Genomic DNA, 12,646 nt, shown 5'->3' on the forward strand with positions numbered 1-12,646 from the left:
CTGAGCGGTACGGCGGCGCCTCCCGGGTCGCGCGGAGGTCGAGAGGCCAGAGGCTATAGGAAGAGGCTCAGGATCAGGACGAAGACCAGGCCGGTCACCGAGATGATCGTCTCCATCACCGACCAGGTCTTGATGTTCTGGCCCACGGTGAGCCCGAAGTACTCCTTGACCAGCCAGAAGCCCGCGTCGTTGACGTGGGAGAAGAACAGCGAGCCCGCGCCGATGGCGAGCACGAGCAGCGAGGTCTCCCCGACGCTGAGGTTGGCGACCAGCGGGGCCAGGATCCCCGAGGCCGTGACGGTCGCGACGGTCGCCGAGCCCGTGGCCAGCCGGATGAGCACGGCGACCAGCCAGGCGAGCAGCAGCACCGACAGGCCGCTGTTCTCCACCCACGTGGCGATGAGGTCGCCGATCCCGGTGTCGATCAGCGTCTGCTTGAAACCGCCTCCGGCGGCCACGATCAGCAGGATGCCCGCGATCGGCGGCAACGACTGCTCCAGGGACTTCGCGATCGCCTTCCTGTCCATCCCGGCGCCGAGGCCCAGGGTGAACATCGCCACGATGACGGCGATGAGCAGCGCCACCAGCGGCGTACCGAGGAAGTCGAGCACGGTGCGCAGGACGTTGCCCTCGGGGGCGAGGATGTCGGCGAGGGCCTTGCCCATCATCAGCACGACCGGCAGCAGCACGGTGGCGAGGGTGACGCCGAACGACGGCCGCCGGGTGTCCTCCGCCGGGGGCCGGGTCTCGTAGAGCTCCGGTGCCGGTACGTCCACCCAGCGGGCCGCGTACTTGGAGAACAGCGGTCCGGCGATGGCGACCGTCGGGATGGCGACGAGCACGCCCAGGCCCAGCGTGATGCCGAGATCGGCCTTGAGGGCGTCGATGGCGACCAGCGGGCCCGGGTGCGGAGGGACGAGCCCGTGCATCACGGAAAGGCCCGCGAGCGCGGGGATGCCCACCCGGATCAGGGAGACGCCGGAGCGGCGCGAGACCAGGAAGATGACCGGCATCAGCAGTACGAGGCCGATCTCGAAGAACATCGGCAGGCCGATCAGCGCGCCCACGGCGGCCATCGCCCAGGGCAGGGACCGGGGGCTGGACCGGCCGACGATCGTGTCCACGATCTCGTCGGCCCCGCCGGAGTCGGCGAGCAGCTTGCCGAACATCGCACCGAGCGCGATGAGTGTGCCGACCCCGGCCGCGGTGCTGCCGAACCCGTCGGTGAAGGCGGCGATGGTGTCGGTCATCGCCAGCCCCGCGACGGCTCCGACCGCCAGCGAGCCGAGGGTCAGGCTCAGGAAGGGGTGCAGCCTGAAGTACGTGATCAGTACGACGATCAGCGCGATGCCGACGAGCGCCGCCGGGACGAGCCTGCCGGGGGAGGTGGCGGCGGGCTCGGCGAGGGCGGTCAGGAGGGGGCTCACCTCGCGCTCCCGGCCTCGCCCGCGGCCTGGTCCTCGGGTGCCGTCGCGGCGAGGTAGGCGTCCACGAGTTCGTCCACGGACATGGAGAAGTCGAGGACGATCCCTTGCTCGTCGGGCTCCAAGGGCTCCAGGGTCTTGTACTGCGACTCGACCAGCGAGGCGGGCATGAAGTGCCCCGGGCGGTCGGACACTCTCCGGCGTACGGCGTCCATCTCACCGTGAAGATGGACGAAGGTCACCGTCGGCGCGGACTCGCGCAGGATGTCGCGGTAGTTCCGTTTGAGCGCCGAGCAACTCGCCACGCCACCGGTAGTGGCATGTTCGCCGAGCCAGGCGCCGATCGCGCGCAGCCAGGGCAGCCGGTCCTCGTCGTCGAGGGGGATCCCGTCCGACATCTTGGCGATGTTGGCCTCGCTGTGGAAGTCGTCGGCGTCGGCGAACGGCACCCGTAACCGCTGGCTGAGGGCGGTGCCCACGGTGGTCTTGCCGGAACCGGTCACACCCATGACGACGAGCAGCGCGGCGCCGGGGGGCGGTGGGACGGGATCCTGAGCGGGGTTCATGGAGACGACCTCCCATGTCGATCTTCGCGGCAGCCTGACCGGATCAGTGACGCGCAACCCAGAGTTGATATTGAGGAATCATACTTTTGTGAAGATATGTCACTGTTTGTGGTGGTTTGCCGCTGTGGGCAGTCGGCAACCGGACGACTATGGGACTGCACCGGAGCGTCCTGAATAAACCCGGTTCGGGGACCGGATGGGGGTTCGCGGACCTGCTGGGGGTGCGGGGACCGAGTGGGGTTCGGGGACCGGGCGGGGTGGGTGCGCCGCCGGTCAGGTGCTGGAAGCCGGGGAGTTCGGCTCCGCTCGGGGGTGCCCCGGGCGACGACCGGTGCCCCGAGGCCGACGGGACCGGGCCGGTGGCGGCAGTGGTCGCGTCGGCGTCATCGTGGCGACGTCATCGTGGCGGCGCGGAGCGTTCGCGCGGCAGGGAGGCGGGGCGGCAGGGAGCCTGGGAGGCTCTGTGCCCCGCCGGGTGGGTACGGGGCTCGTCGCCCGCTCGGCGCGGTGATACGGGGTGGTTACCCCGGAGGAGCCGGATCGTGAGATCCGGAGGTCGTTTCGGGGAACCGGGCCGAGGGGAGTTCGGGGAGTTCGGGGAACTCGGGGTGTCAGGGTTTGCGGGCGATGCCGCAGAACTGGGACACCTCCGCCGCCTCGCCCCACGGGGTGTGCTCCGAACGCCAGCGGGAGCAGGAGACCACGCCGGGCTCCAGGAGTTCCAGGCCGTCGAAGAACGAGGTGAGGTGGTGGCGGTCGCGGGCCACGATCGGGGTGCCGCCCCGCTCCATGAACTGCCGCATCGCCTCGTGCATGGCGTCGCCGTGAACCTCGGCGGTGGCGTGCGCGATCACCAGGTAGCTGCCCGAGGGGACGGCGTCGACCAGTTCCCGTACGACCTTCCCGGCTTCCTCGTCATCGGTGATGTGGTGCAGGATGCCCAGCAGCATCAGCGCGACGGGCTTGGTGAAGTCGAGGGTCTCCGAGGCCGCCCGCAGGATGTGATGGGGATCTCGCAGGTCGGCGTCGATGTAGTTGGTGGCGCCCTGCGGGCTGCTGACGAGCAGGGCACGGGCGTGAACCAGGACCAGCGGGTCGTTGTCGACGTAGACGACCCGGGACTCCGGGGCGATCCGCTGCGCGACCTCGTGCGTGTTGTCGGCGGTGGGCAGGCCCGTGCCGATGTCGAGGAACTGGCGGATCCCGACCTCGGCGACGAGATGCTGGATGCAGCGACCGAGGAACGCCCGGTCGGCGCGGGCCGAGTCGACGATGCCCGGGATGAGATGCTCGACCATGTCCCCGGCCGCGCGGTCGGCGGGGTAGTTGTCCTTCCCGCCCAGCCAGTAGTTCCAGATGCGGGCCGAATGCGGCCGATCGGCATCGAGCTCCACGGGCTGCCAGTCGGATTCGCGAGGGGTGCTCATGGGGGTGAGGTCCGTTCATGAGGTATTCGCATCAAATGGGACAGGAGGTAGTTGATCACAACTGCGATGTTCACGGCAAATCATCTCGACACCCGTAGTGGTCGTTAAAACGATCCATGCGCGCGCTTCCGGGCGGTGGGCGATCCGGAGGCGGCCGGTGCCCCCGGGGTCACGGAAACGCGGCGAACGGGGCGGGAATTCGCTCGCCGTGGGACGTGCGTACCCGCTTCTCCTCCCGCCCGCTCCGCGATCCCGTGCCTCGCGCGGCGGGGGTGACGGGGTATCGAGGGGACGCTTTTTGGCGTTACGGGCATCCTGAAAATTACGCTTTTATGCTGATATTTCTGCTATTTCCGCTGAAAATAAATGCACGATTCAGGGGCGGGGAATCCCGATCACGGGAGGGACATTCGACTGGTGGCGTTCCGCGACGCGTGAAGGTGGCAAACCGGCGTTCTCCGAGGCCCCGGCTGAGCGCGTACGGCGGGTGGTGGCGTCCCGCGACCCGGGAAGGAGAGATGTCTGGAACAGGCCGGTGGCTTCGACGTCTCCGCTGAGGGGCGCCGCAGGGGTGTCCGGTGAGGAGACAGAGCCGTGAAGTACAAGTTGCTGGCGTGTGGCATCGTCGCGGGCCCGCTGTTCGTCGCGGTGGTGCTGATCCAGGCGTTCACCCGCGAGGGGTACGACCTGAGCCACCATCCGATCAGCCTGTTGAGCCTCGGGGACCGGGGGTGGATCCAGATCGCCAACTTCACCGTGACCGGTGTGCTGTACGTGGCCTGCGCCGTCGGCATGTGGCGGGCGCTACGTCCCGGCCGGAGCGGTACCTGGGGCCCGTTGCTGGTCGGCCTTCTCGGGGCCGGGCTGATCGTGGGCGGGGTCTTCGTCACCGACGCGGGCGCCGGGTTCCCGCCGGGCGCACCGGCCGGGGCACCCGAGATCAGCTGGCACGGTGCCCTGCACAGCCTCGGGCCCATGCTGGCGGTCGGCGGGATGACCGTGGGATGTCTGGTGTTCGCGCGCCGGTTCGCCGCGCTCAGGCGGTGGGGCTGGGTCGCGGTGTGCGTCGCGACCGCCGTGGCGGCCGTGGTGCTCACCGCGTGGCCCGACCCGGAGGGCCTCAGCGTGCGTCTGCTGCTCGCGTCGGCGGTCCTGTTCGCGTTCGTGGCGGCTCTGGCGGCCCGCGTGATGCGCGGCCTCCCGGACGCGGCCGTCGCCGCCCGTACCTAGATCCTGAGATCCCGCCCGTTACCCGATCACCCGTCACCCGGAACGGGACAGGCCGGGGCTCCCTCGCATTGCGAGGGAGCCCCGGCCTGCGCGGTACGTGGCCTTAGCCGAGTGTGGCCCGCTTGTCCGCCGCCACCACGGAGACCCACACCATCGCGGTGATCGCGCCGACGGCCAGGGTCAGGGAACCGGCGTGCCCGCCCGACATCGCCCAGCCGTTGCCGACGGCGAGGACCAGGCCGCTGAGCCGCGAGGCTGTGGCGAAACCGGGGCGACCGGCACGGGAGAAGTGGCGGCCCAGGACGAAGCAGGCGACGATGAGCGCGGTGAACGCGACGGACCCGGCGGCCATGTGCATGATGCCGTGCCAGCTCATCGTGGTCGGCTGGCCCAGCGGGGTACCCACGGGGAAGCCGTCGCCCGGGTCCATCACGAGGACACCGGCCGCCGCCGTCGCGACGCCGTTGACCAGGATCAGCCGGGGTGCCCACGTACCGCCGGGTGTGCCGCGCAGGACGCGGCGCAGGCCGACCGCCCCGGCGACCGTGAGGGCGCCGCTGAGCAGGAAGTTGGCGATCTGGAGCCAGCCGAGGTCGCCGGTGCTCAGCATGCTCAGGGGATGGCGCATCAGGTCGAAGCCCTCGCGGGTGAAGGCCTGCGTCAGCGACACGATCGCGAAGAGGGGCCCGGCGGCGACGGAGCAGGCGAGCAGGACGCGCGTCGCGGGGGTGACGGAGCCACTGACGGAAGCGGTGGCGGGCTGGATGGCGGTCATGTCTGTTTCCTCTCGGTGCGACGGGGGCCGTCGCCGTTCTCGGTCCGCCGGTTCGTCCGGCCTCGCTGACGCGTCGAACGAGAGGAGCGGGAATCGACGCCTCCCTCCTCAAGTCCCTGAGCTGCGAAAACCTGGAGCAGGTACGCATTCCCTGTCACATGCATTCCCTGTCGCATTGGGCTATCGTGCTGGTCAGGCGGTACGTGTCGATTTCCGCCCGCCTCATTCGACGCGTAACCGAGGACCGGCGAGGATCGGTCACCTGACCACCCGAAGGAGATATGGCGATGCGATTCCTGATGACGACCAAGGGCGGCGACACGGCACCCCCGAGCGAGACGATGCACGCCGAGATGGCCGCCCTCGTCGAGGAGATGACCCGGGCGGGAGTGCTGCTGGCGACCGGCGGCCTGGACCTGGCCGGTACTCACATCTCCTCCTCCGGAGGCAAGATCACCGTCACCGACGGGCCGTTCACCGAGGCGAAGGAGGCGATCGTCAGCTTCGCGCTCGTCGAGGCGCGCTCGAAGGAGGAGGTCGTCGAGCTGGCCCGGCGCTTCTGGGCGATCGTCGGTGACGGCGAGGGCGACATCCAGCAGGTCTTCGGCCCGGAGAGCTGACCGGATGTCCGCTCACCCGGCCGGGCGGGTGCTCCGATCGAGCACGTGATGTCCGGGGACGTCCACCGCGCGGTCGACGCGGTCTGGAAGATGGAGTCGGCGAGGATCGTCGCCGGGCTCGTCCGGATGGTGGGCGACGTGGGGCTGGCCGAGGAGCTCGCGCAGGACGCGCTCCTGGCCGCCCTCGAACAGTGGCCGGGGTCAGGTGTCCCGGACAATCCGGGCGCCTGGCTCATGGCCGTCGCCAAGCGCCGCGCCATCGACCACCTGCGCCGTGAGGAGCGGCTCGACCTCAGGCACGAGCAGCTCGCCCACGACCTCGCCACCCGGCAGGACACCGCCGGGGCCACCGAGGCCGAGATCGACGCGGCCCTCGACGACGAGGTGGGCGACGACGTTTTGCGCCTGATGTTCGTCTCCTGCCACCCGGCGCTGCCCGCCGAGTCCCGGGTGGCCCTGACGCTGCGCCTGCTCGGCGGCCTGCGTACCGATGAGATCGCGCGCGCGTTCCTCGTCTCCGAGCCGACCGTCGCGCAGCGCGTCGTCCGCGCCAAGCGCACCCTCGCCGCCCTCCGGATCCCGTTCGAGGTCCCGGAGGGCCCGGACCGGGCGGCCCGCCTGTCGTCGGTCCTCGGGGTCATCTACCTGGTGTTCAACGAGGGGTACGCGGCGAGCGCGGGCGGCGACCTGACGCGCCAGGATCTCTGCCAGGAGGCGCTGCGCCTGGGCCGCCTGCTGGCCGGGCTCGTGCCCGGCGAGGCCGAGGTGCACGGCCTGGTCGCGCTGATGGAGCTCCAGGCGTCGCGGCTGGCCGCCAGGACGGGGCCGTCGGGAGAGCCCGTCGCGCTGCACGAGCAGAACCGCGGGCGCTGGGACCAGCTCCTCATCCGCCGGGGCTTCGCGGCCCTGCTGAGCGCCGGGCGGTGCGGCGCGCCTCTGGGGCCGTACGTGCTGCAGGCCGCCATCGCCGCGTGCCACGCGCGGGCCCGTACGGCGGAGGAGACCGACTGGACGCAGATCACCGCCCTGTACGGGGCGCTCGCCCAGGTGCTGCCCACCCCGGTCGTGCAGCTCAACCGCGCGGTCGCGCTGGCCATGGCCAACGGCCCGGAGGCGGGCCTGGCGCTCGTCGACACCCTGCTCGGCGAACCGGCGCTCAAGGATTACCACCGCCTGCCCAGCGTACGAGGTGACCTGCTGGCCAGGCTCGGCCGCCACGGGGAGGCCAGGCGGGAGTTCGAACGCGCCGCGGCCCTCACTCTCAACGTGCCGGAACGCACGATCCTCATGGAACGCGCCGCGGCCTCCGCCGACATCGCCGCGCGAAGAACAGCCGTTCCCGGAGCAGTTGGTCCTGGGACAGCCGGGCCGGAGACGGTTGCGTCGGAAAGGGCCACATCCGGAAAGGTCGCACCGGGAAAGGACACACCGGCAAGGACCACGCCAGGAAAAGCCACGCTGGGGAAGGCCACACCCGGAAAGGCCACACCGGGAAGGGCCACGCCAGGAAAGGTGGTTGTCACTCTGGCCGAGGCCGCGACGGCCTTCCTCGCCCGTGACGACCTGGACGCCGCGACCGTCCGCTCCTACCGCCAGACAATGAACCGGCTGCGCCGCGATCTCGGAGACGACACGCCGCTGCCGGACGTGAGCGCCGCGCGGGTCGCGGAGGTGTTCGCCGCCGCGTGGGGAGACGCGGCCCCCGCCACGTGGAACCGCCACCGAGGGGCCGTCCGCTCCCTCTGCGCCTGGATCGCCGCCCAGGACCCGCCGCGGGGGCCGGTGGGCGGCCTGACCTGGGACGTGTCCCGTGACCTGGCCGCCGGGCTCGGGCGCAGGCCCGAGCCCAGGGGACGTACCCGCCCCATCGACCGGCCGTACGTCGAGGCGCTCTGGGAGCGCCCGGACATCGCCCCGCGCGAGCGAGCCCTGTGGCTGCTGCTCCACGAGAGCGCGGCCGGGGTGGGTTCGGCGCTCTCGCTCAACGTCGAGGATCTCGACCTGGCCGGGATGCGCGGGAGGGTGGCCGGTGGGTCCGGCTGGATCCACTGGCGCTCCGGTACCGCCGAGCTCATCCCGCACCTCGTCGCGGGCCGTGGCCGGGGCCCGCTGTTCCTGTCCGACCGCAGGCCCGGCCCCGGCCGACCTCCCGCACCCGCCGACCTGTGCCCGGAGACCGGCCGTCGCAGGCTCTCCTACGAACGGGCCGAATACCTGTTCAAACGGGCCACCGGCTACACCCTCAACCAGCTCAGGACCCGGTAGGGCCCCGTATGACCGGCGCGACCCGCGTCCTCATCTCGCGCGCCCCACTTGCTCGCCGGGCGCCGCGAACTGGACAAGGAACGGCTGCGCGCCGGAGACCCGGACACGCTGGACGCGCAGCGGGACGAACCGCCGCCGGATCCCGGCCGCGATGTCACCGGCGTCGGGAAGCAGGACCACGGCCATGCCGCCGGGCGCCAGGACGCGGCGCAGTTCCGTCCACCAGTGCGAGGAGGAGGCGGAGAGCCGACCCTGGGCGGCGACCTGACCACCCCAGGGAGGATTGCACAGGACGCGGTCGACGCCACCGCCCGGTAGCGGCAGGTGACCGGCGTCGGCCTGGTCGATGGAGATCGGCAGCCCGGCCGCGTTCTCCTTCGCCGCCCGTAACGACTCCGAGGCCAGGTCGAAGCCGTGGAAACGGGCCCGAGGCTGGTGGAGCCCGGCTTCGATCAGCAGGGTTCCGGCGCCACAGCAGGGGTCGAGGACCGTGTGGCCGGGGTGGATGTCGGCCATCCGCGCCATCGCGGCGGCCAGCGGAGGATGCAGGGTCCCCGGGATGGAGCGCCGTTTGTAGGCGCGCCGGTGCAGGGGCCGGTCGGTGATCCTCAGCATGAGGGTGGCCCGCGTGCCGTCGAGGGTCAGCCGCCACCCGCTGTGGGCGGGCGGGGGTCCGGCACCCGCCCGCCGCGAGTGGTAGCCGATCCCCAGCCGCCGCGCCAGGACCTGTCCGACGGCGTCCTCGGCGTCGTACCGGTTGAAGGTGCGCCTTCCGAGGAAGGACGCCGACACCTCGACGCCGGTGACCGCGCCGGAACCTCCCTGCTCCTCCCGTAGCCGCATCAGCGTGCCGATGTCGGCGGTGTCGGCGAGCTGGGCGAGTACGGCGAGATCCCTCCTGGTCGTGCCGATGTCGGGCCGTTGCGCGGCGAGCAGGAACACGTCGTCCGCAGTGCTCAGCCCGACGGCTCGCGGTCCCGTTCGAGACGAATGGAAGTGGACTTCGCGATGCCCCAGATGGGTGACCGTTCCGAGTCCGAGCTGGAGGATCTCGGCCGCGACCGTCGACTCCAGCCCGTGAACGCACCGCGCCACCAGGCGCGCCGCCGTCACGAGACGGCGAGAGCGCTGGGACGCGGTGCGGTGAGAAAACTCGCGCGAATGCGCATAGTGATCGTTCTTCTCCCACGTCAGCCCGGGACGGCGCCACGCCGCCCCGCGTCGTCGACGACGGGGTGTGCCTCGCTTCGCCGACGGGGGCTTAGCGCAGGTTGAAGAAGAACGAATACGTCATAACCGAGGATCATAGCGACCGAAGTCGCGTACGCAACCGGCGGGGAACGCCACAGGCCACGGGTGCTTCGGGAGGTGGTCTCGTGCTGTGGGGGCTGTTGCCGGATCCCGGCGTTGGAGTCTGGCGGGAGAGAACCGTCGGCGCGCCGGTGCCGGGGTCCGCCCCGTCGGGTCGCCGCGAAGTGCGCGGCGGGTGGCGAGGTCATCCAGCGTTCGCGCGACGTCGACTACGAAAAGATCGTGTTCACCGTTCCCCGGACAATCGTCTTTCTTGTTTCTCGCATGACGAGTGGGCCGTCAAGAAGCGGGCTCCCGGCGTATCGAGGATGTGACCTGATCAGATCGTCGCGTTCACGGGGCGGACATCGTGTCGGCTCGTGACGCGGATCGCGGAAAGGGCCGCCGGGAGTGCCCGGAAATCGACGATGGATGGAAAAGCTGTCATCACATTATTTTTGGATATTTACGACTTTTAGTGATTAAAGGGGTGACCCGATGGGGCGGACGGTCACGGTGTTGACGTCGACGCCGCTTGGCTGGTTGATCGCCCACGCGACGCAGTCGGCGAGCTGGTCGGCGGTCAGCATGGCGCGATCGGGGAGGCCCCCGCCGGCGTCGAAGAAATTGGTCTCCGTGGCTCCCGGGTTGATCAGGGTCACCCCGACGCCGTCGCCGGTCACCATGCGCCGCGTGTTCTCGGCGAGCCCGGTCACCGCCCATTTGGTCGCCCCGTAGATGTTGCCCGGACTGTAGACGACACCCGCGACGCTGCCGACGAGGACGATCCGCCCGCGTGTCTCCCTCAGGGCGGGCAGGGCGGCCCTGATGAGCAGCGCGGGGCCGAGAACGTTGGTGAGCACCATGTCGCGCCATCCGGCGGGGTCTCCGTCGGTGATGGTGTCAAAGGTGGCGAAACCGGCGTTGGCCACGACCGTGTCCAGCCGCCCGAACCTCGTGACGGTGGATTCGACGGCCGACCGGACGGTGTCGTCATCGGCCGCGTCCCCGGCGAGCGTCAACAGGCCGTCGGGTTCGCCGAGGGACTCGGCGAACCGGCGAAGGCGGTCGCCGCCCCGCCCGGTGACGGTCACCCGGTGCCCTTGGTCCAGCAACCGCCGGGCCGTCGCAGCCCCGATGCCGCTACCGCCGCCGGTGATCAATGTGACAGGAGAATCGATCATGCGTGGCATCGTAAATTCTAGAGTCGGCTCTAGGTCAAGTACGAACACCCCGCCAGGCGGGGCTGGGTCGAGCCGCCACAGAGCCGCTTGCCGAGGGCCGTGATGTGGAGGGGCCCGGCACCGTCAGCTCCGGTCGAACGGCTCCGGCCGAGCCCGCGGGGCGCGGCGACGACGACGCGGCCCGAGTTTGAGGGGGATCCCGGCTCGGCATCTGTGCCCCCGCCCCCGCCCCCGCCCCCGTCGTGTCGCCGGTCGCTACCACCGCTGGGGCTGCTTATCGCTTTATATATCGAAATGGTGTCATATCTTCTTTTCGCTCCCGCCGAGGTTTGGCCGCTTCCCGAAACCCGTTCACCGCTCTCGCGTGAGTGAAATTGACCTGCTTTCTTTACAAATTATACAATTCCTGGACTTATGGCGTCATAGGACTAAAAGTAGGAAACAGCTGCTCCGCAGGGATACGGGGAGACACTCCGGACGGAGCGGTTTGGGAGGGCTCATGGGGAAGTGGCGGGCCGTGGTCGTCGCGGTGCTGGCGCTGTTCGTGCTGGGTGCGGGAGTGTCGTCCGAGGTGGCGGCCAAGAAGTCGTACGAGGTGTGGCTGGTCGACCAGTCCAATACCAACGGGCTCGCCCACGGCGGCACCGTCAGCGTGTACTCCGGCCGTGACGTCACCCGCCGGTTGTCGGCCGCGCAACCCACCGACGTCATCGACCTGGGCGCCGCGACCTCGTCCCTGTGCCTGGCGAGGACCGGCAGTGTGCCCGTACGCCCCCATATGATCGTTTTCAACAAGGCCGACACCCACGCCGCGCTCGCCTTCGTCGCCAGCGGCCACGTGGTCGTCTTCGACGCCCGCACCCGGCAGCCGCTCACCTGCCTCATCACCGAGGCCGGGGTGGGAGGGGTACGGCAGGCCCACGCCCTCTGGCCCACCGAGGACGACAGGTACCTGATCATCTCCAACCAGAACGGCAAGAGGCTGGAGCGCATCAGCACCGACTACGCCTCGAACACCTTCGTCCAGCAGCCCTCGGCGACGATCGACCTGGCCGGGTGCACCACCCCGAACGGCGCACCGTGTCAGTCACCCCAGCTCCGCCCGGACAACGCGCCGATCTGCCCGTTCATCGCCTCGGACAACGGCCCGGTCTTCGTCAGCCTGCGGGGCGGCGGGATGCTCGTGGTCGACTGGCACACGACGCCGATGTCGATCGTGGCGGAGTACGACACGACCAGGATTCCCGCGAACGGGTGCGGGTTCATCGAGGCCAAGGGTGCCGTCTTCGGCAACGGGGGCGGGGGCACGCCCGCCAACCTCGACCAGTTCACCGTCTTCCGGCTGCCGATGGGCGGCTACTCGCCCGCCAACCCGCCGAACACACCGGCGGTCCAGCAGCTCTTCAACGACGACTCGCCGGAACGCGACGCCCACGGCGTCCTCGCGTCCGTCGGGGAGCGGTACGTGTGGGCCGGTGACCGTGACGCCAACGTCGCCGAGGTCTTCGACGGGACGAGCGGCGCCCGCGTCGGCACCGTCGACCTCGTCTCGCCGTTCAGCGCGGACCCGACGGTCGACCTCTTCGCCGTCTCCCCGGACCACAGATGGGCCTTCGCCTCGACGCGGGGGCCGAACCCGCTCTCCGGCGACCCGCACTCCTCCCACGGCAGCGACCCGGGGATGCTCATCCTCAAGCTGACCGGCAACGGCAAGAAGGGCAAGGTCGAGGGCCTGGTCCGGATCTCCAACGTGGACGCGGGCGGCGTCCAGCGGGCCGACGCCCACGGCATCCGCGTGCGACGTACGAACTGACCGAACAAGACGGCCGTGCGACGTACGAACTGACCGGACGAGACGGTGGTGC

At 70.3% G+C, this 12,646-nt stretch carries 10 protein-coding genes; 4 read left to right on the forward strand and 6 right to left on the reverse strand.

All coding sequences use genetic code 11. The annotated features are described in order from the left end of the window. Window positions 1-53: 53 nt before the first annotated feature. The 3 genes from ACW9TB_RS23920 to ACW9TB_RS23930 form a co-directional block, all read right to left on the reverse strand. Window positions 54-1,427 (reverse strand): GntP family permease, encoded by a 1,374-nt coding sequence (locus ACW9TB_RS23920; RefSeq protein WP_472750288.1) that lies wholly within the window; start codon window positions 1,425-1,427, stop codon window positions 54-56. Then, window positions 1,424-1,990, reverse strand: coding sequence for a gluconokinase (locus ACW9TB_RS23925; RefSeq protein ID WP_472750289.1), 567 nt, complete (start codon window positions 1,988-1,990; stop codon window positions 1,424-1,426). Before ACW9TB_RS23925 ends, ACW9TB_RS23920 begins: the two co-directional genes overlap by 4 nt. A 611-nt stretch (window positions 1,991-2,601) precedes the next feature. Further along, the gene (locus ACW9TB_RS23930) at window positions 2,602-3,417 is read right to left on the reverse strand and encodes an SAM-dependent methyltransferase (RefSeq protein ID WP_472750290.1); all 816 of its coding nucleotides are present in this window, start codon (window positions 3,415-3,417) and stop codon (window positions 2,602-2,604) included. A 594-nt stretch (window positions 3,418-4,011) separates the two neighbouring features. Here ACW9TB_RS23930 and ACW9TB_RS23935 point away from each other — a divergent pair. Then, entirely contained in the window at window positions 4,012-4,647 is a 636-nt protein-coding gene (locus ACW9TB_RS23935) for a DUF998 domain-containing protein (RefSeq protein ID WP_472750291.1), read from the forward strand. Window positions 4,648-4,750: 103 nt separating this feature from the next. On the opposite strand, the gene ACW9TB_RS23940 is transcribed toward ACW9TB_RS23935, so the two are convergent. Beyond that, window positions 4,751-5,422 carry a DUF998 domain-containing protein gene (locus ACW9TB_RS23940; protein ID WP_472750292.1) on the reverse strand — a complete coding sequence of 224 codons (672 nt, stop codon included), beginning with the start codon at window positions 5,420-5,422 and terminating at the stop codon, window positions 4,751-4,753. Window positions 5,423-5,709: 287 nt separating this feature from the next. On the opposite strand from ACW9TB_RS23940, the gene ACW9TB_RS23945 reads away from it, so the two are divergent. Together ACW9TB_RS23945 and ACW9TB_RS23950 are read left to right on the forward strand one after the other, a co-directional pair. Further along, entirely contained in the window at window positions 5,710-6,042 is a 333-nt protein-coding gene (locus ACW9TB_RS23945; RefSeq protein WP_472750293.1) for a YciI family protein, read from the forward strand. A 48-nt stretch (window positions 6,043-6,090) separates the two neighbouring features. Beyond that, window positions 6,091-8,307 (forward strand): sigma-70 family RNA polymerase sigma factor, encoded by a 2,217-nt coding sequence (locus tag ACW9TB_RS23950; RefSeq protein WP_472750294.1) that lies wholly within the window; start codon window positions 6,091-6,093, stop codon window positions 8,305-8,307. Window positions 8,308-8,337: 30 nt separating this feature from the next. Here the strand turns inward: ACW9TB_RS23950 and ACW9TB_RS23955 are convergent, their stop codons facing one another. Together ACW9TB_RS23955 and ACW9TB_RS23960 are read right to left on the reverse strand one after the other, a co-directional pair. Then, complete coding sequence (locus ACW9TB_RS23955; protein WP_472750295.1) at window positions 8,338-9,420, reverse strand: methyltransferase domain-containing protein; 1,083 nt, start codon at window positions 9,418-9,420, stop codon at window positions 8,338-8,340. A gap of 659 nt (window positions 9,421-10,079) precedes the next feature. After that, window positions 10,080-10,781, reverse strand: a complete 702-nt coding sequence (locus ACW9TB_RS23960) for an SDR family oxidoreductase (protein ID WP_472750296.1) — start codon at window positions 10,779-10,781, stop codon at window positions 10,080-10,082. Between the two features lie 499 nt (window positions 10,782-11,280). Here ACW9TB_RS23960 and ACW9TB_RS23965 point away from each other — a divergent pair, with 499 nt between their 5' ends. Next, window positions 11,281-12,594: a YncE family protein gene (locus tag ACW9TB_RS23965; RefSeq protein WP_472750297.1), complete on the forward strand. Its 1,314-nt coding sequence runs from the start codon at window positions 11,281-11,283 to the stop codon at window positions 12,592-12,594. Window positions 12,595-12,646: the final 52 nt, after the last annotated feature.

The sequence above is a fragment of the Streptosporangium sp. H13245 genome, assembly GCF_055690525.1.

What these genes read in the sequence shown, in the direction of transcription:
- ACW9TB_RS23925 (WP_472750289.1), bottom strand. Translation starts at nt 1,990, where the DNA reads ATGAACCCCGCTCAGGATCCCGTCCCACCGCCCCCCGGCGCCGCGCTG.
- ACW9TB_RS23930 (WP_472750290.1), bottom strand. Translation starts at nt 3,417, where the DNA reads ATGAGCACCCCTCGCGAATCCGACTGGCAGCCCGTGGAGCTCGATGCC.
- ACW9TB_RS23940 (WP_472750292.1), bottom strand. Translation starts at nt 5,422, where the DNA reads ATGACCGCCATCCAGCCCGCCACCGCTTCCGTCAGTGGCTCCGTCACC.
- ACW9TB_RS23945 (WP_472750293.1), top strand. Translation starts at nt 5,710, where the DNA reads ATGCGATTCCTGATGACGACCAAGGGCGGCGACACGGCACCCCCGAGC.
- ACW9TB_RS23950 (WP_472750294.1), top strand. Translation starts at nt 6,091, where the DNA reads ATGTCCGGGGACGTCCACCGCGCGGTCGACGCGGTCTGGAAGATGGAG.
- ACW9TB_RS23960 (WP_472750296.1), bottom strand. Translation starts at nt 10,781, where the DNA reads ATGATCGATTCTCCTGTCACATTGATCACCGGCGGCGGTAGCGGCATC.
- ACW9TB_RS23965 (WP_472750297.1), top strand. Translation starts at nt 11,281, where the DNA reads ATGGGGAAGTGGCGGGCCGTGGTCGTCGCGGTGCTGGCGCTGTTCGTG.